The organism is Streptomyces sparsogenes, from assembly GCF_001704635.1.
Classification (GTDB): Bacteria; Actinomycetota; Actinomycetes; order Streptomycetales; family Streptomycetaceae; genus Streptomyces; species Streptomyces sparsogenes.
The window spans coordinates 1-20,960 of sequence record NZ_MAXF01000146.1; the positions used below are offsets into that span (position 1 = coordinate 1).

Genomic DNA, 20,960 nt, shown 5'->3' on the forward strand with positions numbered 1-20,960 from the left:
TGCGCAACCTCCAACGCGGTCAAGTTCACCGAGACCGGCGCGGTCGAGCTGCGCATCGCGCCCGCCGCCGAGGATCTGCCCCGGGAGGTCCGCGAGCACGGTCCCGCGATCGCCTTCCGGGTCGTGGACACCGGCATAGGGATCGCCGAGCACCAGCTCGAGGCCATCTTCGGGGCGTTCCAGCAGTCGGACGGCACCACCAGCCGCGCCTACGGCGGCACGGGCCTCGGCCTGTCCATCAGCAGGGAGATCGCCCGGCTGCTGGGCGGCGCGATACACGCCGCGAGCACCCTCGGCGAGGGCAGCACCTTCAGCTTCTACCTGCCCATCGCACGGAAGGCCACCCCCGGCGCCGCCACCCCGCCGGCCCTGGAGGCGCCGCAGGCCGGCCAGGAGGAACCCCCGGCCGCCGACCAGCCCGCGCGGCGCGGTCTGCTCGTGGTCGAGGAGCGGCCGCGCGGCCTGCTGTCGCTGCTGGCCGAGAGCGTCGTCGACGGGTCTGCGGACCGCGACCGGGACGGGGGAGCGCCCGTCCCGGTGCGGCTGCGCACGGCCCTGGGCCCGCAGGAAGCCGCCGCGGCCCTCGCCGCCGAGCCCTGCCACTGCGTGGTCCTGGATCTCGACATGCCCGACCAGGTCGGCCTGCGGTTCCTCGAGGAACTGGGCCGGATCCCGGCCGCGGAAGGGATCCCGGTGCTCGCCCACCACACGGGGCCGCTGGACCCCCACTGGGAGCGGCAGCTCGCACAGTGGTCCGAGGGCAGGCCGTGGGAGCTGCTGCCGAGCCTGGACGAGCTGCGTCGGCGCATCGCGGCCCATGTGACCCCCGACGCCCGGCCCCCGGCCCGGCCCGCCGCCACGCCCGAGGTCCCGCAGGCCAGGACGGCGCCGGCGGACACGCCGACCGACCTCGCCGGGCGGGTGGTCCTCGTCGTCGACGACGACACCCGCAACGTGTACGCGCTCACCGGCATCCTCGAACTGCACGGCATGCGCGTCCTGCACGCCGAGAACGGACGCGAGGGCCTGGAGACGCTGGCCCGGCACCCGGGCGTGGAACTGCTGCTGATGGATGTGATGATGCCCGAGATGGACGGCCACACCGCGACCGCGGCGATCCGTGCCATGCCCGAGTACGCCGATCTGCCGATCATCGCGGTGACCGCGAAGGCCATGGCGGGCGACCGGGAGAAGGCGCTGGCCGCCGGGGCCAACGACTACATCACCAAGCCGCTGGACGCCGACGCGCTCGTGAGCTGCATCCGCCGCTGGTTGAACCGGTGAGCGAGTGCGAGAAGCGCCTGGACGCGCTGGCGGCCACGGTGGCGCGGCTGCGCCAGGAGCTCGCCGAGTCACAGGAGGCCGCCGAGACGCGGGCCCTGGTCGGCATCGCCACCGGCATCCTGGTCGAGCGCGGCCACGGCGGCCCGACGGAGGCCGCCCACCATCTGGAGGAGCTGGCGGAGGCCGCCGGGCTGCCGCTGCCGGAGCTGGCCGCGGACATCGTCAACGGGGCCGCCGGGGACGAGGTCGCCGCGGCTTTCTCCCGCCCCTCCACCTCCTCCGACGACGGCGGGCAGCACACCTCGCCCGCCGTGCTGCGGCTGCGGTCGGCCGAGGCCGGCGCGCTCACCGAGGACCCCCAGTCCGTGGTCGACACGCTGATCGAGCAGGTGCTCGCCCCCCTCGGGGCGAGCGCGGTGGCGCTGTGGACCGTGACCTCCGGCGGCGCGCTGGCGCTGGCCGGGCACGCCGGTTTCCCCCGGGGCGAGGCATCCCGCTGGCGCTATGTGCCGCCCGGCGTCGGCGTCCCCGCCCAGCGCGTGGTGGCCGAGCGCCACCCCCAGTGGTTCGGACAGATGCCCGCCGAGGTGCCGGGCATAGGGAAGCGCCACGGCAGCGACGGCGCCCGGGCCGTGCTTCCGGCCGAGCTGGCCGGCCGCATCCTCGGCGTACTCGAGGTGTGCTGGCCCCACCCGCGGCCCCCGCTGCCCGCTCCGGTGGGCCGCCAGCTGAACGCGCTGGCCGACCTGTGCGCCCACACCCTGCCGGACTCCCAGGCCACCGCGGCCGGCCCCGCCGAGGACCCGGTGGTCCCGGAGAACGCCCTGATGGACCTGGCCGACGGCCTGCTCGACCCGGTGCTGGTGCTGCGGCCCCTGCTCGACGAGCACGACCACGTGGTCGACTTCGCCATCGCGTACGTCAACGAGCGCTTCGCCGACCCGGCCGGCCGGCCACGCTCCATGATCACGGGCCTGCGGCTGCTGGAGGCGTACCCGCTCGCGGCCCGTGAAGGCGGGCTGTACGAACACGTCCTGCGGGTCCACGCGACCGGCGAACCGTTCCGCGCCGAGCGGACGGCCCTGACCACCCTGGCCGACGACAGGTCCATCACCGGGATCGCCACCGTCGGCATCGGCCGGTACGGCGACGCGGTGCTGCTCAGCTGGCGGCTGGAGAACGAGGCCGCCCGGCTCGCCGCCCTGCTGGAACACGTCCAGCGCCTCGGCCGCATCGGCGGCTTCCAGCAGGACGTGATCAGCGGGGAGATCCTCTGGGACAGCCAGCTCTTCTCGCTCTTCGGCCGCCCGCCCACCGCCGCCCCCGTGCCCCTGGAGCGGCTGGCCGAACACGCGCACCCCGACGACTCGGTGGCCATCGGGCGGTTCCTGCGCACCCTGCTCCACCACCGCCACTCCGCGTCCACGGCCTTCCGGCTCCGGCGTACCGACGGGGCGATGCGCCACATGCGCGTCGTCGCCGAGCCGGTGGCCGACCCGGCCGGCCGGCTGCTCGCGGTGCGCGGGGCCTACCAGGACTTCTCAACCCAGCACTGGACGGAAGTGGCCCTCGCGGCCACCCGCGACAAGCTCGCCGACACCGAGCAGCAGGCCGAGGAACGCAACCGCCTGGCCCTCCAGCTCCAGCGGGCCATCATGCCCTCGTCCCCCGCCCCGGTCGACATCACCGGGCTGCACGTGGCGGTGCGCTACCGCCCGGCCGAGGAGGGGCACCTGGTGGGCGGCGACTGGTACGACGCCGTGGTCCTGCCCGGCAAGAAGGTGCTGCTCGCGGTCGGTGACGTGGCCGGACACGGCATCGAGGCGGCCACCGGCATGGTGGTCCTGCGCAATGCGCTGCGCGGGCTGGCCGCCACCGGCTGCGGCCCGGCCCAACTGCTGGGCTGGCTCAACAGCGTCGCCCACCACCTCACCGAGCATGTGACGGCCACCGTGGTCTGCGGCATCTACGACCCGGTGACCCAGACGCTGCGGTGGGCGCGGGCCGGCCACCCGCCGCCCGTGCTGATCCGCGACGGGGAGGCCACCGCCCTTCCGCTGCCGGGCGGCATCCTGCTCGGCGCCGTCGCGGAGGCCCGCTACGAGGAACACCGGATCGACCTGTCGTCCGGGGACCGGCTGATGATGTACACCGACGGGCTGATCGAGCGGCGGGACACCTCCGTGGAGAAGTCGCTCGAACAACTGCTGGCCATCGCCGGCGCGGCCCCGCCGGAGCTCGGGGAACACCTCGACCTCCTGCTGACGCACGCGCGGTCCGACACCGACGACGACACCTGTCTGATCGGGATCGACGTGAACTGACCCCACGAGCCCGCGCCTCAGCGGGCGGTGAGCAGTCCGGCGCGCAGCCGGGCGATGGTCCGGCTCAGCAGGCGCGAGACATGCATCTGGGAGACGCCGAGCCGCTCGCCGATCTGCGCCTGGGTGAGCTCGTCGACGAACCGCATGTGGAGCAGCCGGCGGTCCCGCTCGTCGAGTTCGGCGATCAGCGGTGCCAGGGCGTGGTAGTTCTCCACGAGTTCCATGGCGGGGTCGTCGGCGCCGATGAAGTCGGCCAGCACGGCCTCCCCGTCCTGGTCGTCGCCGTTCAAGGTGGCGTCCAGGGAGGCGGTGCTCTTGCCGTTCGAGGCTATCCGCGCCTCGATGACCTCCTCCTCGGACAGGTCCATCAGCGCCGCCAGCTCGCTCACCGTGGGGGTCCGCCCGAGGCGCGAGCTGAGCTCGTCCGTCGCCTTCATGAGCTCGGCGCGGGCCTCCTGCAACCGCCGCGGCACATGGACCGCCCAGGTCGAATCCCGGAAGAACCGCTTGATCTCGCCCACGATGTAGGGCACCGCGAACGTGGTGAACTCCACCTCGCGGGACAGGTCGAAGCGGTCGATCGCCTTGATCAGACCGATCATGCCGACCTGGACGATGTCCTCCATCTCGTCGCCGTGGCCGCGGAAGCGCCGGGCGGCGAAGCGGACCAGCGACATGTTCATCTCGATGAGGGTGTTGCGCACGTAAGCGTATTCGTGCGTGCCCTCCTCAAGGTTGTTCAGCTGGTCGAAGAGGGACTTTGACAGGGCTCGGGCGTCCCTCGGCGCCACGCTCCGCGGTTCCACCCCGTGCGGCAATCCCGTCAGGCTGGTGGTGTCGTTCGCCGTGGTCATGCTCGCCGCGAGCACCGTCATAACCCCTCCCTGCTCTGGCCGGGCCGGCCGCCGATTGCTTATGAGGCGCTTCTGTCCCGTCATTCGCGAGGTATGCCTACGACTTCGCACATGATTCTGCGGATCGGCCTGTCCGGCACGGCGGGTGAGTGAGCGCGGCGTCGCAGGGAAGCCGGAGAGGGAGGCGAAGGACCGCGCCGGAGGGAGGCCATGTGACCACCGTCGACAGCCATATGTCGGTGCGCACCAGCCCGGGCACCGCTGCGGTGGCACGCGACGCCGTGCGGAAGCTGCTCAGTCGGCACCGGCCGGCGGTGAGCGCGGGGTTCCTCAACGACGCGCTGCTGGTCACCTCCGAGCTGACCACCAACGCCCTGCGCCACGCAGGGGGGATCACCGTCTTCGGGTGCGTGGTCCGGGGGAAGCGGCTGGAGATCACGGTGGAGGACGCCAGCGACGCCCTCCCCACCGCACGTCCGCCCGACGACCCGGCCGTGCCCGGCGGCCACGGCTGGCCCATGGTGTGCAGGCTGGCCGCCGAGGTGACCGTGAGCCCGCTGCCCGGCGGCGGCAAGCGTATACGGGCCCTCCTGCCACTGAGCTGACCCACGCCCCCGGTGAGCGGCGGAGACCGGCGCCGCCGGGGACCGCCGTCCACCCGCGAGTTAACGCGGTGGAAACGCCGCGGAACTAGGGTCCGTCACCAGGCGCCGCCGGCGGGCGCCCCCTTCGAGGACGGGCCCCGGGGGGACGGGACGAGTGGTGAGGTGGGAAGCGTGCGACTGACCCCGCACGAGCAGGAACGCCTGCTCATCCATGTGGCGGCCGACGTGGCGGAGAAGCGGCGGGCCCGCGGCGTGCTGCTCAACCACCCCGAGGCCGTGGCGCTGATCACCGCGCACATCCTGGAGGGCGCCCGCGACGGCCGCACCGTCGCCGAACTCATGTCCTCGGGCCGCGAGGTGCTCACCCGCGAGGAGGTCATGGAGGGGATCCCCGAGATGATCCCCGACGTCCAGGTCGAGGCCACCTTCCCGGACGGCACCAAACTCGTCACCGTCCACCAGCCCATAGCCTGACGGAGGGGCGTCCGCCGTGATTCCCGGGGAGATCCTGCACGCCGAGGAGCCGGTCCGCCTCAACGAGGGCCGGCCCGTCACCCGTCTCACCGTGCTCAACGCCGCCGACCGGCCCGTCCAGGTCGGCTCCCACTACCACTTCGCCGAGGCGAACCCCGGCCTCGACTTCGACCGCGCCGCCGCCCGCGGCAAGCGCCTGGACATCGCCGCGGGCACCGCCGTGCGCTTCGAGCCCGGCATCCCCGTCGAGGTCGGCCTGGTCCCGATCGCGGGGGAGCGGATCGTGCCGGGGCTGCGCGGCGAGACGGGAGGCCCCCTCGATGACTGAGCTCGACCGCGCCGCCTACGCGGACCTCTTCGGCCCCACCGTCGGCGACCGCATACGGCTCGCCGACACCGACCTCCTCGTGGAGATCGAGGAGGACCGCGCGGGCGGCCCCGGTCGCGCCGGGGACGAAGCGGTCTTCGGCGGCGGCAAGGTGATCCGCGAGTCCATGGGCCAGTCCCGGGCCACCCGCGCCGACGGCACCCCCGACACCGTGATCACCGGCGCGGTGATCCTGGACCACTGGGGGATCGTCAAGGCCGACGTCGGCCTGCGGGACGGGCGGATCACCGGCATCGGCAAGGCCGGGAACCCGGACACCATGGACGGAGTCCACCCCGACCTCGTCATCGGCCCGGAGACCGAGGTCATCGCGGGCAACGGCAGGATCCTCACCGCCGGGGCCATCGACGCCCACGTCCACTTCATCTCCCCGACCGTCGTCGAGGAGGCCCTGGCCGCGGGCATCACCACCCTGGTCGGCGGCGGCACCGGACCCGCCGAGGGCACCAAGGCGACCACCATCACCCCGGGCCCCTGGCACCTTGCCCGGATGTTCGAGGCGCTGGAGGCCTACCCCGTCAACATCGGCCTGCTCGGCAAGGGCAACACCGTCTCCCGCGAGGCGATGCGCTCCCAACTGCGCGGCGGCGCCCTCGGATTCAAGATCCACGAAGACTGGGGGGCCACCCCCGCCGCCATCGACGCGTGTCTGGACGTGTGCGAGGAGAGCGGCGCCCAGCTCGCCATCCACACCGACACCCTCAACGAGGCGGGTTTCGTCGGCGACACCCTCGCCGCCATCGCCGGGCGCTCCATCCACGCCTACCACACCGAGGGCGCCGGCGGCGGACACGCCCCGGACATCATCACCGTGGTCTCCCAGCCGAACGTGCTGCCCAGCTCCACCAACCCGACCCGGCCGCACACCGTCAACACCGTCGAGGAACACCTCGACATGCTGATGGTCTGCCACCATCTGAACCCCGCCGTCCCCGAGGACCTCGCCTTCGCCGAGTCCCGCATCCGGCCGACCACCATCGCGGCCGAGGACATCCTGCACGACCTCGGCGCCATCTCCATCATCTCCTCCGACTCCCAGGCCATGGGCCGGGTCGGCGAGGTCGTGCTGCGCACCTGGCAGACCGCCCACGTCATGAAGCGCCGACGCGGGGCCCTGCCCGGCGACGGCCGGGCCGACAACCACCGGGCACGCCGCTACGTCGCCAAGTACACCATCAATCCGGCCGTCGCCCAGGGCCTGGACGGGGAGATCGGCTCCGTGGAGACCGGAAAGCTGGCCGACCTGGTGCTGTGGGACCCGGCGTTCTTCGGCGTCAAGCCGGAACTGGTCCTCAAGGGCGGCCAGATCGCGTACGCCCAGATGGGCGACGCCAACGCCTCCATCCCCACGCCCCAGCCGGTGCTGCCCCGCCCCATGTTCGGCGCCCTCGGCCGCGCTCCGGCCGGGAACTCGCTCAACTTCGTCACCCGGACCGCGCTCGACGACGGGCTGGTGGAGCGGCTGGGTCTCGGCAAGCGGTTCGCCCCCATCCGCGGTACGCGCGGCGTCACCAAGGCCGACATGCGGGAGAACGACGCCCGCCCGCGCGTCGAGGTCGACCCCGACACCTTCACGGTGACCATCGACGGCGAGCCGGTCGAACCGGCCCCGGCCGCGGAACTGCCCATGGCCCAGCGCTACTTCCTCTTCTGACCTCTTCTGATCTCTTCTGAACCTTCTGACCTCTTCCGGCCTCTTCTGGGGGTGCCCATGCCGACGACACCCGGGAACCCCGCCGCGCGGGCGGCCCTGCTCGTCCTCGCCGACGGCCGCTTCCCCGCCGGGGGCCACGCGCACTCCGGGGGTGCCGAGGCCGCGGTCGAGGCCGGCCGGATCCGGGACGCGGGAACCCTGGAGGAGTTCTGCCGGGGCCGGCTGCACACCGCCGGGCTCACGGCCGCCGGGCTCGCCGCCGCGGCCGCCGCCGGGCTCGACCCGCTCGCCCTCGACGAGGCCGCCGACGCCCGTACCCCGTCCCCCGCCCTGCGCGCCACCGCGCGGCGGCTCGGCCGCCAGATGATGCGCGCCGCACGGGCCACCTGGCCCGGCCCCGGGCTCGACGCGCTCGCCGCCGCCCGGCCGCGCGGCGCCCACCAGCCGGTCGTCCTCGGCCTCGCCGTCCGCGCCGCCGGGGCCGGCCCGCCGGACGCCGCGCACATCGCCGCCTACGAGTCGGTCAGCGGGCCCGCGACCGCCGCCGTACGGCTGCTGAGCCTGGACCCGTACGAGGCCACCGCCGTGCTCGCCCGCCTCGTCCCCGACATCGACCAGGTCGCGGCGCGGGCCGCCGAGGCGGCCCGGCGGGCCCTCGACGAGGGCCCGGACGCGCTGCCCGCCGCCTCGGCGCCGCTGCTCGACATCACCGCCGAGGCGCACGCGGCCTGGCCCGTACGCCTCTTCGCGTCCTGAGCGCCGCGGCGGCGCGCCCCGCCCCCGCCCCCGCCCCCGCCCCCGCGCGCCCCGCCCCCCGCCCCGTTCCCGAGCCCCGCCCCGAACCGCGCCCCCTACTCCCGGAGCCGTCATGCACCTCGACCCCCACGACCCCCTCGACCCCCACGACCACGCGGGCACCTACCCCAGGCGCCACACCTACAGCGCCGCCGGCCCCCGCCGCCCCGACGGCACCCGCCGCGCCCTGCGCGTCGGCCTCGGCGGCCCCGTCGGATCCGGGAAGACCGCGACCGTCGCCGCGCTGTGCCGCGCGCTGCGCGACGAGCTGTCCATCGCCGTGGTCACCAACGACATCTACACCCGCGAGGACGCCGAGTTCCTGCTGCGCCACGCCGTCCTGCCCGCGGAGCGCATCACGGCGGTCGAGACCGGTGCCTGCCCGCACACCGCGATCCGCGACGACATCTCGGCCAACCTCGAAGCGGTCGAGGACCTCGAGGACTCCGTCGGCCCGCTCGACCTCGTCCTCGTCGAATCCGGCGGCGACAACCTCACCGCCACCTTCTCCAAGGGCCTGGCCGACGCGCAGATCTTCGTCATCGACGTGGCGGGCGGCGACGACATCCCGCGCAAGGGCGGACCCGGAGTGACCACCGCCGACCTCCTGGTCGTGAACAAGACCGACCTCGCGCCGTACGTCGGCTCCGACCTGGACCGGATGGCCCACGACGCGCGGGCCCAACGCGGCGACCTGCCCGTCGCCTTCACCTCCCTGGTCGCCGAGGACGGCGTGGCGCCCATCGCGGACTGGGTGCGCGAGCGCCTCGCGGCCTGGACGGCGGCCCCCGCGTGACCCGTCCCCCCGGCCGCGCCGCCGCGCCGCGCCCCTCCGTCCCGGCGTCGGGCGTACGCGCCACCGCGCGGATCACCGCCGAGGCGGACGGGCGCGGCGGCACCGCGCTGCCGGTGCTCGCCGGGGACGGGCCGCTGGCGCCGCGCCGGACCCGCGGCGCGGGGGCCACCGCGCGGGTCACCCTGGTGGGGGCCATGAGCGGGCCGCTCGGCGGCGACCGGATCGCCCTGGAGGTGGTGACCGGGCCCGGGGCGCGTCTGTGTGTCGGCTCGGCGGCGGCCACCCTCGCCCTGCCCGGCCGGTCGGCCGAACCCGCCCACTACGACATCCGGCTCACCGTCGGCGACGGCGCGACGCTGTGCTGGCTCCCCGAGCCGCTCATCTCCGCCCGCGGCAGCGACCTGAGGATGACCTGCCGCGTCGAACTCGCCCCCACCGCCCGCCTGCTGCTGCGCGAGGAGCAGGTCCTCGGCCGGTACGGCGAGCCGCCGGGCCGGCTGACGAGCCGTCTGACCGTGCGCCGCGCCGGGCGGCCCCTGCTGGACCAGGAGTTCGGCTACGGGTCCGGGACGCCGGGGTGGGACGGCGGGGCGGTCCTCGGCGGGCACCGGGCGGCCGGTCAGCTCCTCCTCGTCGACCCGGCCTTCGAGGACGAGCCCCCGCCCGCCCGGCCGCTCGGCGAGAGCGCGGTCCTCACCCCGCTCGCCGGCCCGGCCGCCCTGGTCACCGCCGTGGCCCCGGACGCGCTGCGGCTGCGGCGGCTGTTCGACGGGGTGGCCGGTGCCGAGGGGCCGCGCATGACGGGATGTTCATGGGTTGACAAAGAAACCCCGGTTTGCCCTGTACCGACCGCTCGGTGAGGCGCGAGGATCCTCCTGACACTCGGTGATCACCGCCGCCCCGCGCGGCGCGACACAGCAGGGGGGATGACCTACGTGAGACGGACAGCAATGCTCGGCGCGGCCGGAAGCGTGCTCACCGGCGCGCTGGTAGCCGGAGCACTGGCCACGCCCATGGCCAGCGCCAAGGGGAGGGTGCCGGGCGGCGCGGCGGAGGCGGCCGGCGTGCGGATCGCCGCGGCCAGGGCCGCCGAGGCGGGCATCGACTGGCAGGACTGCCCGGCCGACTGGAGCCTGGAGAAGCCCATCCAGTGCGGTTATGTGACCGTCCCGCTCGACTACGCCAAGCCCAACGGGCGCACCATCAAGCTCGCCGTGGACCGGATCGGCAACACCGGCGGCGCCGCCGAGCGCCAGGGCGCGCTGATCTACAACCCGGGCGGCCCCGGCGGCTCCGGTCTGAAGTTCCCGCGCCGGGTCACCACCAAGAACCCGCTGTGGACGAAGACCTCGAAGGCGTACGACTTCGTCGGCTTCGACCCGCGCGGCGTCGGCCACTCCACCGCCATCTCCTGTGTCGACCCGCAGGAGTACGTCAAGGCGCCCAAGGCGGACCCGGTGCCCGACAGCGAGGCGGACAAGCGCGCCCAGCGCAAGCTGGCCAAGGAGTACGCGCAGGGCTGCAAGGAGCGCAGCGGCTGGATGCTGCCGTACCTGACGACGCCGAACACCGCGCGCGACATCGACGTCATCCGGGCCGCGCTCGGCGAGAAGAAGCTCAACTACCTCGGCGTGTCCTACGGCACCTACATCGGTGGAGTGTACGCGACGCTCTTCCCGACCCATGTGCGCCGCATGATCGTCGACAGCGTGGTCAACCCCTCGCGGGAGAAGATCTGGTACCAGGCCAACCTGGACCAGGACATCGCCTTCGAGACGCGCTGGAAGGACTGGACGGCGTGGGTGGCCAAGAACGACGCCACCTACCACATCGGCGACACCCAGGCGAAGGTCCAGAAGCAGTGGGAGACGCTGCGCGCGGCCGCCAAGAAGCACCCGATCGGCGGGGTGGTCGGCCCGGCCGAGCTGGTGGGCTTCTTCCAGAGCGCGCCGTACTACGACTCGTCGTGGGCCCCGGTGGCCGCGGTGTGGAGCGCCTACCTCGCCGGTGACGAGCAGCGGCTCGTCGAGGCCGCGGGACCGGACCTGTCCGACACCGCGGGCAACATCGCCTCCGAGAACGGCAACGCCGTCTACACGGCGGTGGAGTGCGTGGACGCCAAGTGGCCGAGCGACTGGCGGACCTGGGACCGGGACAACACCCGGCTGCACCGGGACTACCCGTTCATGACCTGGGCGAACGCCTGGATGAACCTGCCGTGTGCGACCTGGGGCGTCCCGCAGCGGACCCCGCTGGAGGTCGGCGCGTCCAAGGGCCTGCCCACGACGCTCATCGTGCAGAGCACGCGCGACGCCGCCACCCCGTACGACGGAGCCGTCGAGCTGCACAAGCGGCTGAAGGGCTCGCGCCTGATCACGGAGAAGGACGCGGGCTCGCACGGGGTCACCGGTCTGGTGAACCCGTGCGTCAACGACCGGGTGGACGCCTACCTGCTCACCGGCGAGGTGGACGGCCAGGACGTGACGTGCGGCCCGCACGCCACTCCCGTCCCGGCCGCCAAGTAGCCGGACCGGACCGGCCGGGCCCCGTCCCGGGGGCGGAAACGCACCCCGGGACGGGGCCCGGTGCCGTCGGCGTGCCCGTCGGCGCGCTGTGGCGGCCCTCAGACGGCGGCGGCCGTGCCGAACGCGGCGGCGAACGCGGCCCGCGTGGGGGAGTCCGCGCGCCGGTCGAGCACGGCGAACACGACGCGCTCGAAGCGTCCGGCGAAGCGCCCGGCGCCCGTCAGACGGTCGCGGAACGCTCCGGCCACCTCCGCCGGGTCGTTGCGGAACACCCCGCACCCCCAGGCGCCCAGCACCAGGCGGCGGTACCCGTGGGCGACGGCCACCTCCAGCACCCGCCCGGCGCGCGCGGCCAGCGCCTTGGGCACGGCGGCCACCAGCTCGGGCGTGCGCTGGGCGATCACCCCGGCGTTGGGCGCGGCCGAGGTCAGGAAGCCGACCTCGTACCAGTCGTCCAGCAGAGCGCCCCGGTCGTCGCGGAAGACCGGGACGCCGGGGGAGTGGATGACCCGATCGCTGTAGAAGGGGCTCGGGTCGGCCCGGTGGGCGGCGTAGAACTCCGGCGCGGCGCGCAGGCACGCGTACAGCGCCGAGGCCCGGCACAGTGCCTCCTCCTGCGCCTGCGCGCCATTGAGATAGCCGCCGCCGGGGTTGCGGGCGGAGGCGAAGTTCAGCACGGCGACGGCCCCGCCGGCCCCCTCCGCCCGCTCGGCCTCGCGGGTCAGTCTGCGCGCGGCCTCCAGGCTGCTCTCCCCGGTCACCTGGAACCGCGTGGCGCGGTCCGCCGGACCCGCCTCGCGCTCGGCGCGGACCACCGGCCCGGGCCCGTGGAGCCGGGTCGCCCCGACGGCCCGGGCGATCGGCCCCTCGAGGGACACCTGGTGTCCCCGGGGCGCCCGGTACCGCCCCTCGGCGACGATCCGTTCCGTCTCCTTGGCGATACCGCGCAACCGCGCACTCATCCGCGTACCTCCGCGCGTACCTGGGTCGTTCCGGCCCGAGGCTACGGGCCGGAACGATCACGGCGCGAGGGAATTACCGCCGGGCCTCGGCCAGCCACGCGTCCTCCGCGGCGTAGTCGAAGAGGTCCTGTGGCGGTCCGTACGCCTTCGCCATGAGGGGGAACGCCTCGCGCCAGTCCCGGCCGTCCGCCAGTTGACGGGCGATCCACTCCACCGTCTCCGGCAGCGATGCGGCGTAGCCGGTCACCGCCCGGTAGCCCAGCTCGCGCTCGGCCGCCGACATGTCGAACACCACCGGCCGGGGCGTGCTCCAGGGGGTGGTCCCCAGACCCGGGCGCGGCGGCTCGCCGTCGATCGTGATCAGCTCGCTGGTGGCGCCCATCGCCGCGTCCACCGCCGCCGCGATCTCCGCGACCGTCGGCGCCTGCGGGTCGCCCGCGTTGAGCACCCGTGAGCCGGGCTTGCCGGCGGCGAGCCGCACCAGCTCGGCCAGGTTGTCCACGTGGACCGGGTGGAAGCGGCTGGCGCCCCCGTGGGCGAGGATCCGCACCGGCCGCCGGTCGAGCACCCGCTTGACGAAGTACGCCTCGCGCGGCAGGGGGCTGTACGGGCCGTGGATCGCCCCGGCCCGCAGCAGCGTCGTCGGCAGCCGGTCCCCGGCCTCCAGCAACCGCAGCTCCAGCGCGCGCTTGGCCGTGCTGTGGGTGGCCTCGCTCGGCGGGACGGTCGGCTGCGACTCGGGGATGGGCACGGGGTAGTCCGGAAAGCCGTCCGGTTGGCCCTGGGTGTCGAAGCCACGGCCCCGGTCGTCCTGGTACACCATGCAGCTGGAGATCACCACCGCCGAGCCGATCCGGTCCGCGAGGCCGAGCAACTGGTCGGCGTGGCGCTCGCCGTAGGCCACGCAGTCCAGCAGCACATCACAGCCGTCCCCGAGAGCGGCCGCCAGCGCGGCGTCGTCCTCCCGGTCGACGGCCACCGTCCGTACGTCCTTCGGCCACCGCTCGTCCCGGCCGCCGCCGCGCGAGGCGGCCCGCACCTCCCATCCCTCCGCGGCGAGCGCGCGCACCGCCGCCCGCCCGATCTGTCCCGACGCCCCGATCACGAATGCGTTTCCCCTGGTCATGGCCGGACGCTACGGGCCCGCCCGGTGCCCGTGCCAGGCCCGTTCGCCCTGCGCTGATCTGCTCTGGGCAGAGCGGCCCCAAGGCTCACCCCAAGGCTCACCCCAAGGCTCACCCCAAGGCTCAAAACAGCTCGAAGAGACAAGGGAAATGAAAGAACCTGATCGGTTTCTGCGCTATTTCAATTCATACTCCTGTCCATTACTGAGAAAAACGCATATTCGTCTCGACATCCGGGGAAAGCGCTAAGCTCCTGGGCTCATAGCGAGCTCTTCCCCGTCCCACGGGCGCCTCGCACGCGTTTCCCCACCCTCTTCTCCTTGCCGTATCTAAGGACGCCCATGGTTTTTGCTGGCTCGTCAGCCGGAGGCCGGCGACCCGCCTCCGCGCTCTTATGGCTGATCCCTCCCGCCGCGACGGCGCTGACCGCGGCGCTGGCCATGACCCGGGTCCCGGCCGGCGCGCGGGCCGCGGCCGTCTGGTGCGGCCTGGCGGCGACGCTCGCGGTGGCCGTGGCGGCGGCGGAGGCGGTGCGCCGCGGGCACGCCATCGCGGCCCTGCGCCTGAGGGCCGCCGAGCGGGAGGCCGCCCTGCGACAGCGCCTGGTCGACCAGGAGAGGGAGACCAGGCGGCTGGCCAAGGAGCTGCTCCCCGCCGCGGTGGCCCGGCTGCGGGCCGGTGCGGAGCCCGACCACGTGATGAAGGACATCGACCACTCGCCGTGCCTCGACCCGGACTTCGAGTCCGCGCACCGCGCGGTCCTGGAGGCGATGCTGCACACCGTGCGGACCGAGGAGGACCTCAGGGAGGCCGCGGAGCAGGCCTTCGTCAACATCGCCCGCCGCGTGCAGGCCATCGTCAACCAGCAGGCCATGGACGTGCGGGACATGGAGGACAAGCACGGCGCCGACCCCGAGGTGTTCAGCGACCTGCTCCACCTCGACCACGGGAACGCGCTCATCGGCAGGATGGCCGACAGCATCGCCGTGCTCGGCGGCTCCCGCCCGGGCCGCCAGTGGCAGAACCCGATCCCGCTGTACAACGTCTGCCGCGGCGCCATGTCGCGGATCCTGGAGTACCAGCGGGTCGATCTCCACTCGGTGGCGGACGTCGGCATCGTCGGCCCCAGCGTCGAGCCGCTGATCCACGCCATGGCCGAACTGCTGGACAACGCCACCCGCTACTCCCCGCCGAAGACCCGGGTGCACCTGACCGCGGTCGAGGTCCAGTCCGGCGTCGCCATCGAGATCGAGGACGCCGGGGTCGGCCTGACCGAGGAGGCGCGCAGGCGCACCGACCTGGTGCTCGCCCACGCCCCGAGCGGCCTCGACCTCAAGGACCTGGGCGAGACACCACGCCTGGGGCTCGCGGTGGTCGGCCGGCTCGCCGCCAGATACCGGTTCCAGTTCTCGCTGCGCCCCTCGGCGTACGGCGGCGTCCGCGCGGTCCTGGTCATCCCGAAGGACATCACCTGCACCACCCCCGCGCCCGGCGGCATGATCGCCATCGCCGCCAAGCTGCCCCCGCCCAAGCCGGTGCGGCGCCCGACGCCCACCCCGGCGCCCACCCCGGTGGCGGCCCGGACCGGCCCGGACGAGTTCGGCCGCGTCCCGCTGCCGCACAACACGGCCGGCCTCCCGCAGCGGCGCCGCCGGATGCCCCAGGCCGTCCGGGGCCGGGCCGGCGCGAGCCCCGCTCAGCCGGGCCCCCCGGCCCCCACATCGGCGGAGCCGCCCGTGCAGCCGGGCCTGTGGCTGGCCCCGTTCTTCAACGGGATTTCCGGCGCGGCCGAGAACACCGAATCCGGCCGCCCGCCCCGTGATGACCCCTCGCACACCTCGAACGAGTCGGATAAGGGTGAATAGGAAAGTGACGCAACCGCGGTACAACATGGACTGGATGCTCCGGGACCTGATGAAAAGCGTTCCGCAGACCCGCCACGTGGTGCTCCTCTCCTCGGACGGCCTGTGCATGGCACGACTCGGCGCCGACGAGGAGACCGCCGACCGGCTCGCCGCCGCCTGCGCCGGGCTGCAGAGCCTGGCCGGGGCGATCGCCGCCGAACTCCCCGAGGGCGACGGGCGGATGAGACTGGTCGCCATCGAGGTCGGCGGCGGGTTCTTCTATCTGATGGCGGCGGGCGTCGGAGCGTATCTGGCGGTGCTGGCCGAGGCCGGCGTGGACGCCGGGCTCATGGGCCAGTGCATGAGGAGCCTGGTCGCCCGGCTCGGCGAGCACCTGAGCAGCCCACCCCGGGTCGACGGGCGGACGGCGTGAGCGAACCTCGGCGGCGCTGGGCCGAAGGCGTCCCCGACCGGCTGTACACCGTCACCGAGGACCGCGCGCCCACCACCGAGCGGGCGTACGTGGACCTGGTCACCCTGGTCGTGGCGCGGGCCGAGCCGGAGGCGGGGACCCGCCCCGAGTGCGCCGCCGTGCTGAGGATGTGCCAGTTCCCGCTGTCCGTCGCGGAGATCTCCGCGTATCTGGCCCTGCCCGTCTCCGCGGTCACCGTGGTGCTCGCCGAGCTGCTCCGGAACCACCAGGTGGAAACCCGGGCGCCGATCCCCGCCGCCGAGCTGCCCGACCCCGAACTCCTCCAGGCGGTGATGCATGGACTACAGAAGCTCTGAGGCGCTCCTCGGCCCCGAACCGCCCGCCGGACCGCGCGGCGAGGACGTCCTGCCGCCCTCGGTGAGCGCGGCCGTCAAGGTGGTGATCGTCGGGGGGTTCGGGGTCGGCAAGACGACCATGGTCGGCTCGGTGAGCGAGATCCGGCCGCTGACCACCGAGGAGACCATGACCCGGGCCGGGGTCGGCATCGACGACCTCGCCGGGGTGGAGGGCAAGACCGAGACCACCGTGGCGATGGACTTCGGCCGGATCAGCCTGAACGACCGGCTGGTGCTCTACCTCTTCGGCACGCCCGGCCAGGAGCGCTTCTGGTTCCTGTGGGACGGCCTGTTCGAGGGCGCCCTCGGCGCCGTCGTCCTCATCGACACCCGGCGCCTCGAGGTCGGCTTCGATGTGATCGGCCGGCTGGAGGAGCGCGCCGTGCCCTTCGTCGTCGCCGTCAACGCCTTCCCCGACGCCCCCGTCCACCCCATGGCGGAGCTGCGCGCCGCGATGGACCTGCCCGACTCCGTACCCATGATCGACTGCGATGCCCGGGACCGCGGGTCCAGCCGCGACACCCTGCTGACCCTGGTCCGCTATCTGCGGTCCCTCATCGCCGTGCCCCCGGAGACCCCGTGACCCCTCCCCCCGACCATCCGGGCGCCGGCCCCGCGGCCGTGCCTCCCCCCGGATGCCCCGCCCACACCGCCCCCCGCACCGGCGCCCACCCGGACGACCGCGCCGCCACCACCCGCACCGACGCCCTGGCGGACCTCTTCGGGCCCGAGCACGAAGCCGACCCGACGGGCTTCTACGAACGGCTGCGCGCCGAGCACGGCCCGGTCGCCCCCGTCCGGCTCGCCGGCGATCTGCCCGCCTGGCTGCTCCTGGGCTACCGGGAGAACCTGGAAGTGGCCCGCACCCCCTCCCGCTTCTCCCGCGACTCCCGCCACTGGGGCGACTGGCGGGAGGGCCGGGTCGCCCCCGACTCGCCGCTGCTGCCGGTGGTCGGCTGGCAGCCCATGTGCACCTTCGCCGACGGCGAGGAGCACGAGCGGCTGCGCACGGCCCTCACCCAGAGCATGAACCGCTTCGACCGGCGCGGGATCCGCCGCCACGTCACCCGCTTCACCCACCAGCTGGTCGGCGAGTTCGCCGCCGACGGGCACGCCGACCTGGTGACCGGATTCGCGGAGCGGCTGCCCATGCTGGTGCTCACCCATCTGCTCGGCATGCCCGACGAGGACGGACCGCGCCTGGTCGAGGCCAGCCGCGACCTGATCAAGGGCACCGAGACGGCCATCAGCAGCAACGAGTACGTCACCAGGACCCTGGAGAACCTGGTGGCGCGCAAGCGCGCCCAGCCCGGCGAGGACCTGGCCTCCTGGCTGCTGAGCCACCCCTCCGGGCTGACCGGGGAGGAGGTCGTCCAGCATCTGCGGCTCGTGCTGCTCACCGGCAACGAGACCACCACCAACCTGATGGCCAACACCCTGCGCACGGTGCTCACCGACCCGCGCTCCCGCGCCTCCCTGGCCGGCGGTCATATGACCCTGCCGGACGCCATCGAGCACGTGCTGTGGGACGAACCGCCCCTCGCCGTGATCCCCGGCCGCTGGGCCACCGGCGACACCGAGCTGGCCGGACGCCGGATCAGGGCCGGCGACATGCTGCTGCTCGGCCTGGCCGCCGGAAACGTCGACCCCGCCATCCGCCCCGACATCACCGCGCCCATGTACGGCAACCGCTCCCACCTGGCCTTCAGCGGCGGACCCCACGAATGCCCCGGCCAGGACATCGGCCGCGCCATCACGGACACCGGCATCGACGCCCTGCTGCTGCGCCTGCCCGACCTGCGGCTCGCGGTCCCGGAGAGCGAGCTGAGGTGGACCGCCTCGTGGGTCTCCCGCCACCTCGTCTCCCTGCCCGCCGAGTTCACCCCGCGCCGGGGCGACTGGGACACCCTGGAGACCGAGCGGGGGCTGCTGGGCCCGGACTTCCTGGACCGCATCGCGTCCGCGCAGGACCCCCTGGAGCCGCGCGCGGAGGTCACCGGGCCCGAGCCCGCCGCACCCCGGCCGTGGTGGCGGTCGCTGTGGCGCGCCCTCAGGCCCGGGCCACCACGACCCCCACGGTGAGCAGCCCGAGCACCACCCAGCCGAACCAGAGCCACCCATTGCTGCCGAGGGCCACCGAATAGGCGGTCACCAGGACCAGGCCCCCCACCGTGCACGCTGTCATCGCCTTCGCAGATCCGGGCATCCCCGCAACCTCCTCAGCCTTAGGCGGCTCCACCCATGGTCTTACGGCAGCCGCCCCCGCCGCTAGAGCCCGTCCCTCGAAGAGGGGCGGCCGGCGGCGGGGGCGGCAGGGGCGGGCAGGCCGCTAGCGGCCGCGGGCCTGGAGCGAGGCCAGATAGGCGTTGTACGCCGCCAGCTCCTGATCGCCGTCCCGGTCCGCCGTACGGTCCGCGCGCCGCGCCTGGCGCCGCTCGGACTGGTACCACTGCGCGAGCAGGGCGACCAGGACGACCACCGAGGGGATCTCGCTGAAGGCCCAGGCGATGCCGCCCGCCGCCGTCTGGTCGGACAGCGCGTCGACGCCGAGCGAGGCGGGCGGGTGGTCGTACGTGCCGACCATCGGCTCGCTCGCCATCATCAGGGCGATCCCGAAGAAGGCGTGGAACGGCATGCCCGCGAACAGCTCCAGCATCCGCATCACATACCCGGGCCGGTGCGGACCCGGGTCCACCCCCATGATCGGCCAGAAGAAGAACAGCCCCACCAGCAGGAAGTGGCTCATCATCGCGATGTGCCCGGCCTTGCTCTCCATGAGGAAGTCGAAGAGCGGGGTGAAGTAGAGCCCGTACAGGCTCGCGATGAACATCGGGATCGTGAACGCCGGATGGCTGACGACCCGCACATAGCGGCTGTGCAACAGCGCCACCAGCAGCTCCCGGGGCCCCTTGCGGCCGCGCCCGGCCGTCGGCAGGGCCCGCAGGGTCAGCGTCACCGGAGCGCCGAGCAATAGCAGGATCGGGGCGACCATGCTGACGACCATGTGCTGGACCATGTGCACGCTGAACATGACCATGCCGTAGTCATTGAGCTTGGTGCACATCACCAGCGCGATGGTGAGCACCCCCACCGCGAACGACACGGACCGCCCCACCGGCCAGCGGTCGCCGCGCCGGGCCAGCCGCGCCACGCCCCAGCCGTACAGGCCGAGCGCCACCACACAGCCCACCAGGAAGAACGAGTCCCCGCCGAACTCCAGCCCGCGCGAGAGCGTGAACGGCGGCAGATCCATGGGCATCCCGTGCCCGCTGTGATCCATGTATGTTCTCCCGGTGATACGCGACATCCCGGCGCTTCCCCGCAAGCGCCCCGCACCAGGGTAGAACCGCTCAGTTCACAGCACGCACTCGGCCTCGGCGTACCGCTCGGCCGGGACCGTCTTGAGCCGCTCGACGGCTTCGGCGAGCGGCACCAGCGTGATCTCCGTGCCGCGCAGCGCCGTCATGCTCCCGAAGTCACCGCGGTGCACGGCCTCGACCGCGTGCCAGCCGAAGCGGGTGGCCAGCACCCGGTCGTACGCCGTCGGCGTGCCGCCCCGCTGGACATGGCCCAGGATCACCGGCCGGGCCTCCTTGCCCAGGCGCCGCTCCAGCTCGTCGGAGAGCTGCCGGGCCACCCCGGCGAACCGCTCGTGGCCGTAGACGTCCGTGCCGCCCGACTCGAAGGCCATGGTGCCCTCGCGCGGCTTCGCGCCCTCCGCCACGACCACGATCGCGAACTTCTTGCCCGCCTCGAACCGCGCCCCGACGACCTCGGTGAGCTCGTCGATGTGGAACGGCCGCTCCGGCACCACGATCGCGTGGGCGCCCGCGGCCATGCCGGAGTGCAGCGCGATCCACCCGGTGTGCCGCCCCATGACCTCGACGATCAGCACCCGCTGGTGGGACTCCGCGGTGGTCTTCAGCCGGTCCAGGGCCTCGGTCGCCACCCCGACCGCCGTGTCGAAGCCGAAGGTCACATCGGTGGCCGCGATGTCGTTGTCGATCGTCTTGGGGACGCCGACGATCGGCAGCCCGGAGTCCGACAGCAGCCGGGCCGCCTTGAGCGTGCCCTCCCCGCCGATCGGGATGATCGCGTCCAGGCCTAGCTCGGCGAGATGCTCCTTGGCGCGCTCCACGCCGTCGCGCAGCCGGGTGGGCTGCACCCGGGTGGAGCCGAGGATGGTGCCGCCGAGCGCGAGGATGCCGCCCACGGCGTCCAGGTCGAGCTTCCGGTAGTCGCACTCGAGCAGGCCCTTCCACCCGTCGTGGAAGCCGATCACCTCGTCGCCGTGGTCGACGACCGCGCGGTGCACGACGGACCTGATGACAGCGTTCAGGCCGGGGCAGTCGCCGCCGGATGTGAGCACACCAATGCGCATGGCCCTTACCTCTGCAGTGTGGGCTGACGGCCGGACCGCGTCGTCCGGCGGGACCCCGCCACCCTACAAGCGAGGGAGGGGCGGGGCCCCGGTGTGTCCGCCATGCGGGCGCCCGGGGGCCC

The 20,960-nt window shown here is 73.7% G+C and carries 21 protein-coding genes; 15 read left to right on the forward strand and 6 right to left on the reverse strand.

Annotated elements, in window-relative coordinates; all coding sequences use genetic code 11:
- Both BBH68_RS29915 and BBH68_RS29920 read left to right on the forward strand, forming a co-directional pair.
- On the forward strand, positions 1–1,284 hold a 1,284-nt coding region (locus BBH68_RS29915), incomplete at its 5' end, for a response regulator (protein ID WP_141713087.1).
- Positions 1,281–3,608 (forward strand): SpoIIE family protein phosphatase, encoded by a 2,328-nt coding sequence (locus tag BBH68_RS29920; protein ID WP_065966856.1) that lies wholly within the window; start codon positions 1,281–1,283, stop codon positions 3,606–3,608. The genes BBH68_RS29915 and BBH68_RS29920, both read left to right, overlap by 4 nt.
- Positions 3,609–3,625: 17 nt before the next feature.
- Here the strand turns inward: BBH68_RS29920 and BBH68_RS29925 are convergent, their stop codons facing one another.
- The gene (locus BBH68_RS29925) at positions 3,626–4,483 is read right to left on the reverse strand and encodes an RNA polymerase sigma factor SigF (RefSeq protein WP_065966857.1); all 858 of its coding nucleotides are present in this window, start codon (positions 4,481–4,483) and stop codon (positions 3,626–3,628) included.
- A 191-nt stretch (positions 4,484–4,674) separates the two neighbouring features.
- Between BBH68_RS29925 and BBH68_RS29930 the strand changes: the two genes are divergently transcribed.
- From BBH68_RS29930 to BBH68_RS29965, 8 genes are all read left to right on the forward strand, one after another.
- A complete protein-coding gene (locus BBH68_RS29930) occupies positions 4,675–5,067 on the forward strand; it encodes an ATP-binding protein (protein WP_245738366.1) in 393 nt (130 codons plus the stop codon).
- A 171-nt stretch (positions 5,068–5,238) separates the two neighbouring features.
- A complete protein-coding gene (locus tag BBH68_RS29935) occupies positions 5,239–5,541 on the forward strand; it encodes an urease subunit gamma (RefSeq protein WP_065966890.1) in 303 nt (100 codons plus the stop codon).
- Positions 5,542–5,557: 16 nt separating this feature from the next.
- Positions 5,558–5,869, forward strand: coding sequence for an urease subunit beta (locus tag BBH68_RS29940; protein ID WP_065966858.1), 312 nt, complete (start codon positions 5,558–5,560; stop codon positions 5,867–5,869).
- The gene (locus BBH68_RS29945) at positions 5,862–7,583 is read left to right on the forward strand and encodes an urease subunit alpha (RefSeq protein ID WP_065966859.1); all 1,722 of its coding nucleotides are present in this window, start codon (positions 5,862–5,864) and stop codon (positions 7,581–7,583) included. Before BBH68_RS29940 ends, BBH68_RS29945 begins: the two co-directional genes overlap by 8 nt.
- Before the next feature lie 57 nt (positions 7,584–7,640).
- The gene (locus BBH68_RS29950) at positions 7,641–8,339 is read left to right on the forward strand and encodes an urease accessory protein UreF (RefSeq protein ID WP_065966860.1); all 699 of its coding nucleotides are present in this window, start codon (positions 7,641–7,643) and stop codon (positions 8,337–8,339) included.
- Positions 8,340–8,451: 112 nt separating this feature from the next.
- A complete protein-coding gene (ureG, locus tag BBH68_RS29955; protein ID WP_065966861.1) occupies positions 8,452–9,174 on the forward strand; it encodes an urease accessory protein UreG in 723 nt (240 codons plus the stop codon).
- The gene (locus BBH68_RS29960) at positions 9,171–10,034 is read left to right on the forward strand and encodes an urease accessory protein UreD (RefSeq protein WP_245738367.1); all 864 of its coding nucleotides are present in this window, start codon (positions 9,171–9,173) and stop codon (positions 10,032–10,034) included. Before ureG ends, BBH68_RS29960 begins: the two co-directional genes overlap by 4 nt.
- Before the next feature lie 90 nt (positions 10,035–10,124).
- Complete coding sequence (locus tag BBH68_RS29965) at positions 10,125–11,699, forward strand: alpha/beta hydrolase (protein WP_174589109.1); 1,575 nt, start codon at positions 10,125–10,127, stop codon at positions 11,697–11,699.
- 98 nt (positions 11,700–11,797) lie between these two features.
- On the opposite strand, the gene BBH68_RS29970 is transcribed toward BBH68_RS29965, so the two are convergent.
- Positions 11,798–12,661: a TIGR02452 family protein gene (locus BBH68_RS29970; RefSeq protein ID WP_065966863.1), complete on the reverse strand. Its 864-nt coding sequence runs from the start codon at positions 12,659–12,661 to the stop codon at positions 11,798–11,800.
- A gap of 73 nt (positions 12,662–12,734) precedes the next feature.
- Positions 12,735–13,787: an NAD-dependent epimerase/dehydratase family protein gene (locus BBH68_RS29975; RefSeq protein WP_065966864.1), complete on the reverse strand. Its 1,053-nt coding sequence runs from the start codon at positions 13,785–13,787 to the stop codon at positions 12,735–12,737.
- Positions 13,788–14,126: 339 nt separating this feature from the next.
- Here BBH68_RS29975 and BBH68_RS29980 point away from each other — a divergent pair, with 339 nt between their 5' ends.
- Genes BBH68_RS29980 through BBH68_RS30000 form a run of 5 tightly spaced genes read left to right on the forward strand, consistent with a single transcriptional unit; the run spans position 14,127 to position 18,539 of the window.
- Positions 14,127–15,650 carry an ATP-binding protein gene (locus BBH68_RS29980; RefSeq protein WP_065966865.1) on the forward strand — a complete coding sequence of 508 codons (1,524 nt, stop codon included), beginning with the start codon at positions 14,127–14,129 and terminating at the stop codon, positions 15,648–15,650.
- 25 nt (positions 15,651–15,675) lie between these two features.
- On the forward strand, positions 15,676–16,062 hold the full coding sequence (locus BBH68_RS29985; protein ID WP_065966866.1) for a roadblock/LC7 domain-containing protein: 387 nt from the start codon (positions 15,676–15,678) through the stop codon (positions 16,060–16,062).
- Complete coding sequence (locus BBH68_RS29990) at positions 16,059–16,418, forward strand: DUF742 domain-containing protein (RefSeq protein ID WP_065966867.1); 360 nt, start codon at positions 16,059–16,061, stop codon at positions 16,416–16,418. Before BBH68_RS29985 ends, BBH68_RS29990 begins: the two co-directional genes overlap by 4 nt.
- Positions 16,399–17,040, forward strand: coding sequence for a GTP-binding protein (locus tag BBH68_RS29995; protein ID WP_065966868.1), 642 nt, complete (start codon positions 16,399–16,401; stop codon positions 17,038–17,040). The genes BBH68_RS29990 and BBH68_RS29995 overlap by 20 nt, the downstream gene beginning before the upstream one ends.
- Entirely contained in the window at positions 17,037–18,539 is a 1,503-nt protein-coding gene (locus BBH68_RS30000; protein WP_065966869.1) for a cytochrome P450, read from the forward strand. The genes BBH68_RS29995 and BBH68_RS30000 overlap by 4 nt, the downstream gene beginning before the upstream one ends.
- Here the strand turns inward: BBH68_RS30000 and BBH68_RS42240 are convergent.
- From BBH68_RS42240 to BBH68_RS30010, 3 genes are all read right to left on the reverse strand, one after another.
- The gene (locus tag BBH68_RS42240; RefSeq protein ID WP_043488071.1) at positions 18,508–18,663 is read right to left on the reverse strand and encodes a hypothetical protein; all 156 of its coding nucleotides are present in this window, start codon (positions 18,661–18,663) and stop codon (positions 18,508–18,510) included. The genes BBH68_RS30000 and BBH68_RS42240 overlap by 32 nt on opposite strands.
- Before the next feature lie 123 nt (positions 18,664–18,786).
- Positions 18,787–19,737, reverse strand: a complete 951-nt coding sequence (locus tag BBH68_RS30005) for a cytochrome c oxidase assembly protein (RefSeq protein ID WP_065966870.1) — start codon at positions 19,735–19,737, stop codon at positions 18,787–18,789.
- A gap of 75 nt (positions 19,738–19,812) precedes the next feature.
- Positions 19,813–20,838 carry a 6-phosphofructokinase gene (locus BBH68_RS30010; RefSeq protein ID WP_065966871.1) on the reverse strand — a complete coding sequence of 342 codons (1,026 nt, stop codon included), beginning with the start codon at positions 20,836–20,838 and terminating at the stop codon, positions 19,813–19,815.
- Positions 20,839–20,960 lie beyond the last annotated feature (122 nt).

Coding starts and splice junctions, on each gene's coding strand:
- BBH68_RS29925 (WP_065966857.1), bottom strand. CDS start 4,483: ATGACGGTGCTCGCGGCGAGCATGACCACGGCGAACGACACCACCAGC.
- BBH68_RS29945 (WP_065966859.1), top strand. CDS start 5,862: ATGACTGAGCTCGACCGCGCCGCCTACGCGGACCTCTTCGGCCCCACC.
- BBH68_RS29950 (WP_065966860.1), top strand. CDS start 7,641: ATGCCGACGACACCCGGGAACCCCGCCGCGCGGGCGGCCCTGCTCGTC.
- ureG (WP_065966861.1), top strand. CDS start 8,452: ATGCACCTCGACCCCCACGACCCCCTCGACCCCCACGACCACGCGGGC.
- BBH68_RS29965 (WP_174589109.1), top strand. CDS start 10,125: ATGCTCGGCGCGGCCGGAAGCGTGCTCACCGGCGCGCTGGTAGCCGGA.
- BBH68_RS29970 (WP_065966863.1), bottom strand. CDS start 12,661: ATGAGTGCGCGGTTGCGCGGTATCGCCAAGGAGACGGAACGGATCGTC.
- BBH68_RS29975 (WP_065966864.1), bottom strand. CDS start 13,787: ATGACCAGGGGAAACGCATTCGTGATCGGGGCGTCGGGACAGATCGGG.
- BBH68_RS29980 (WP_065966865.1), top strand. CDS start 14,127: ATGGTTTTTGCTGGCTCGTCAGCCGGAGGCCGGCGACCCGCCTCCGCG.
- BBH68_RS29985 (WP_065966866.1), top strand. CDS start 15,676: ATGGACTGGATGCTCCGGGACCTGATGAAAAGCGTTCCGCAGACCCGC.
- BBH68_RS29995 (WP_065966868.1), top strand. CDS start 16,399: ATGGACTACAGAAGCTCTGAGGCGCTCCTCGGCCCCGAACCGCCCGCC.
- BBH68_RS42240 (WP_043488071.1), bottom strand. CDS start 18,663: ATGCCCGGATCTGCGAAGGCGATGACAGCGTGCACGGTGGGGGGCCTG.
- BBH68_RS30005 (WP_065966870.1), bottom strand. CDS start 19,737: ATGGATCACAGCGGGCACGGGATGCCCATGGATCTGCCGCCGTTCACG.
- BBH68_RS30010 (WP_065966871.1), bottom strand. CDS start 20,838: ATGCGCATTGGTGTGCTCACATCCGGCGGCGACTGCCCCGGCCTGAAC.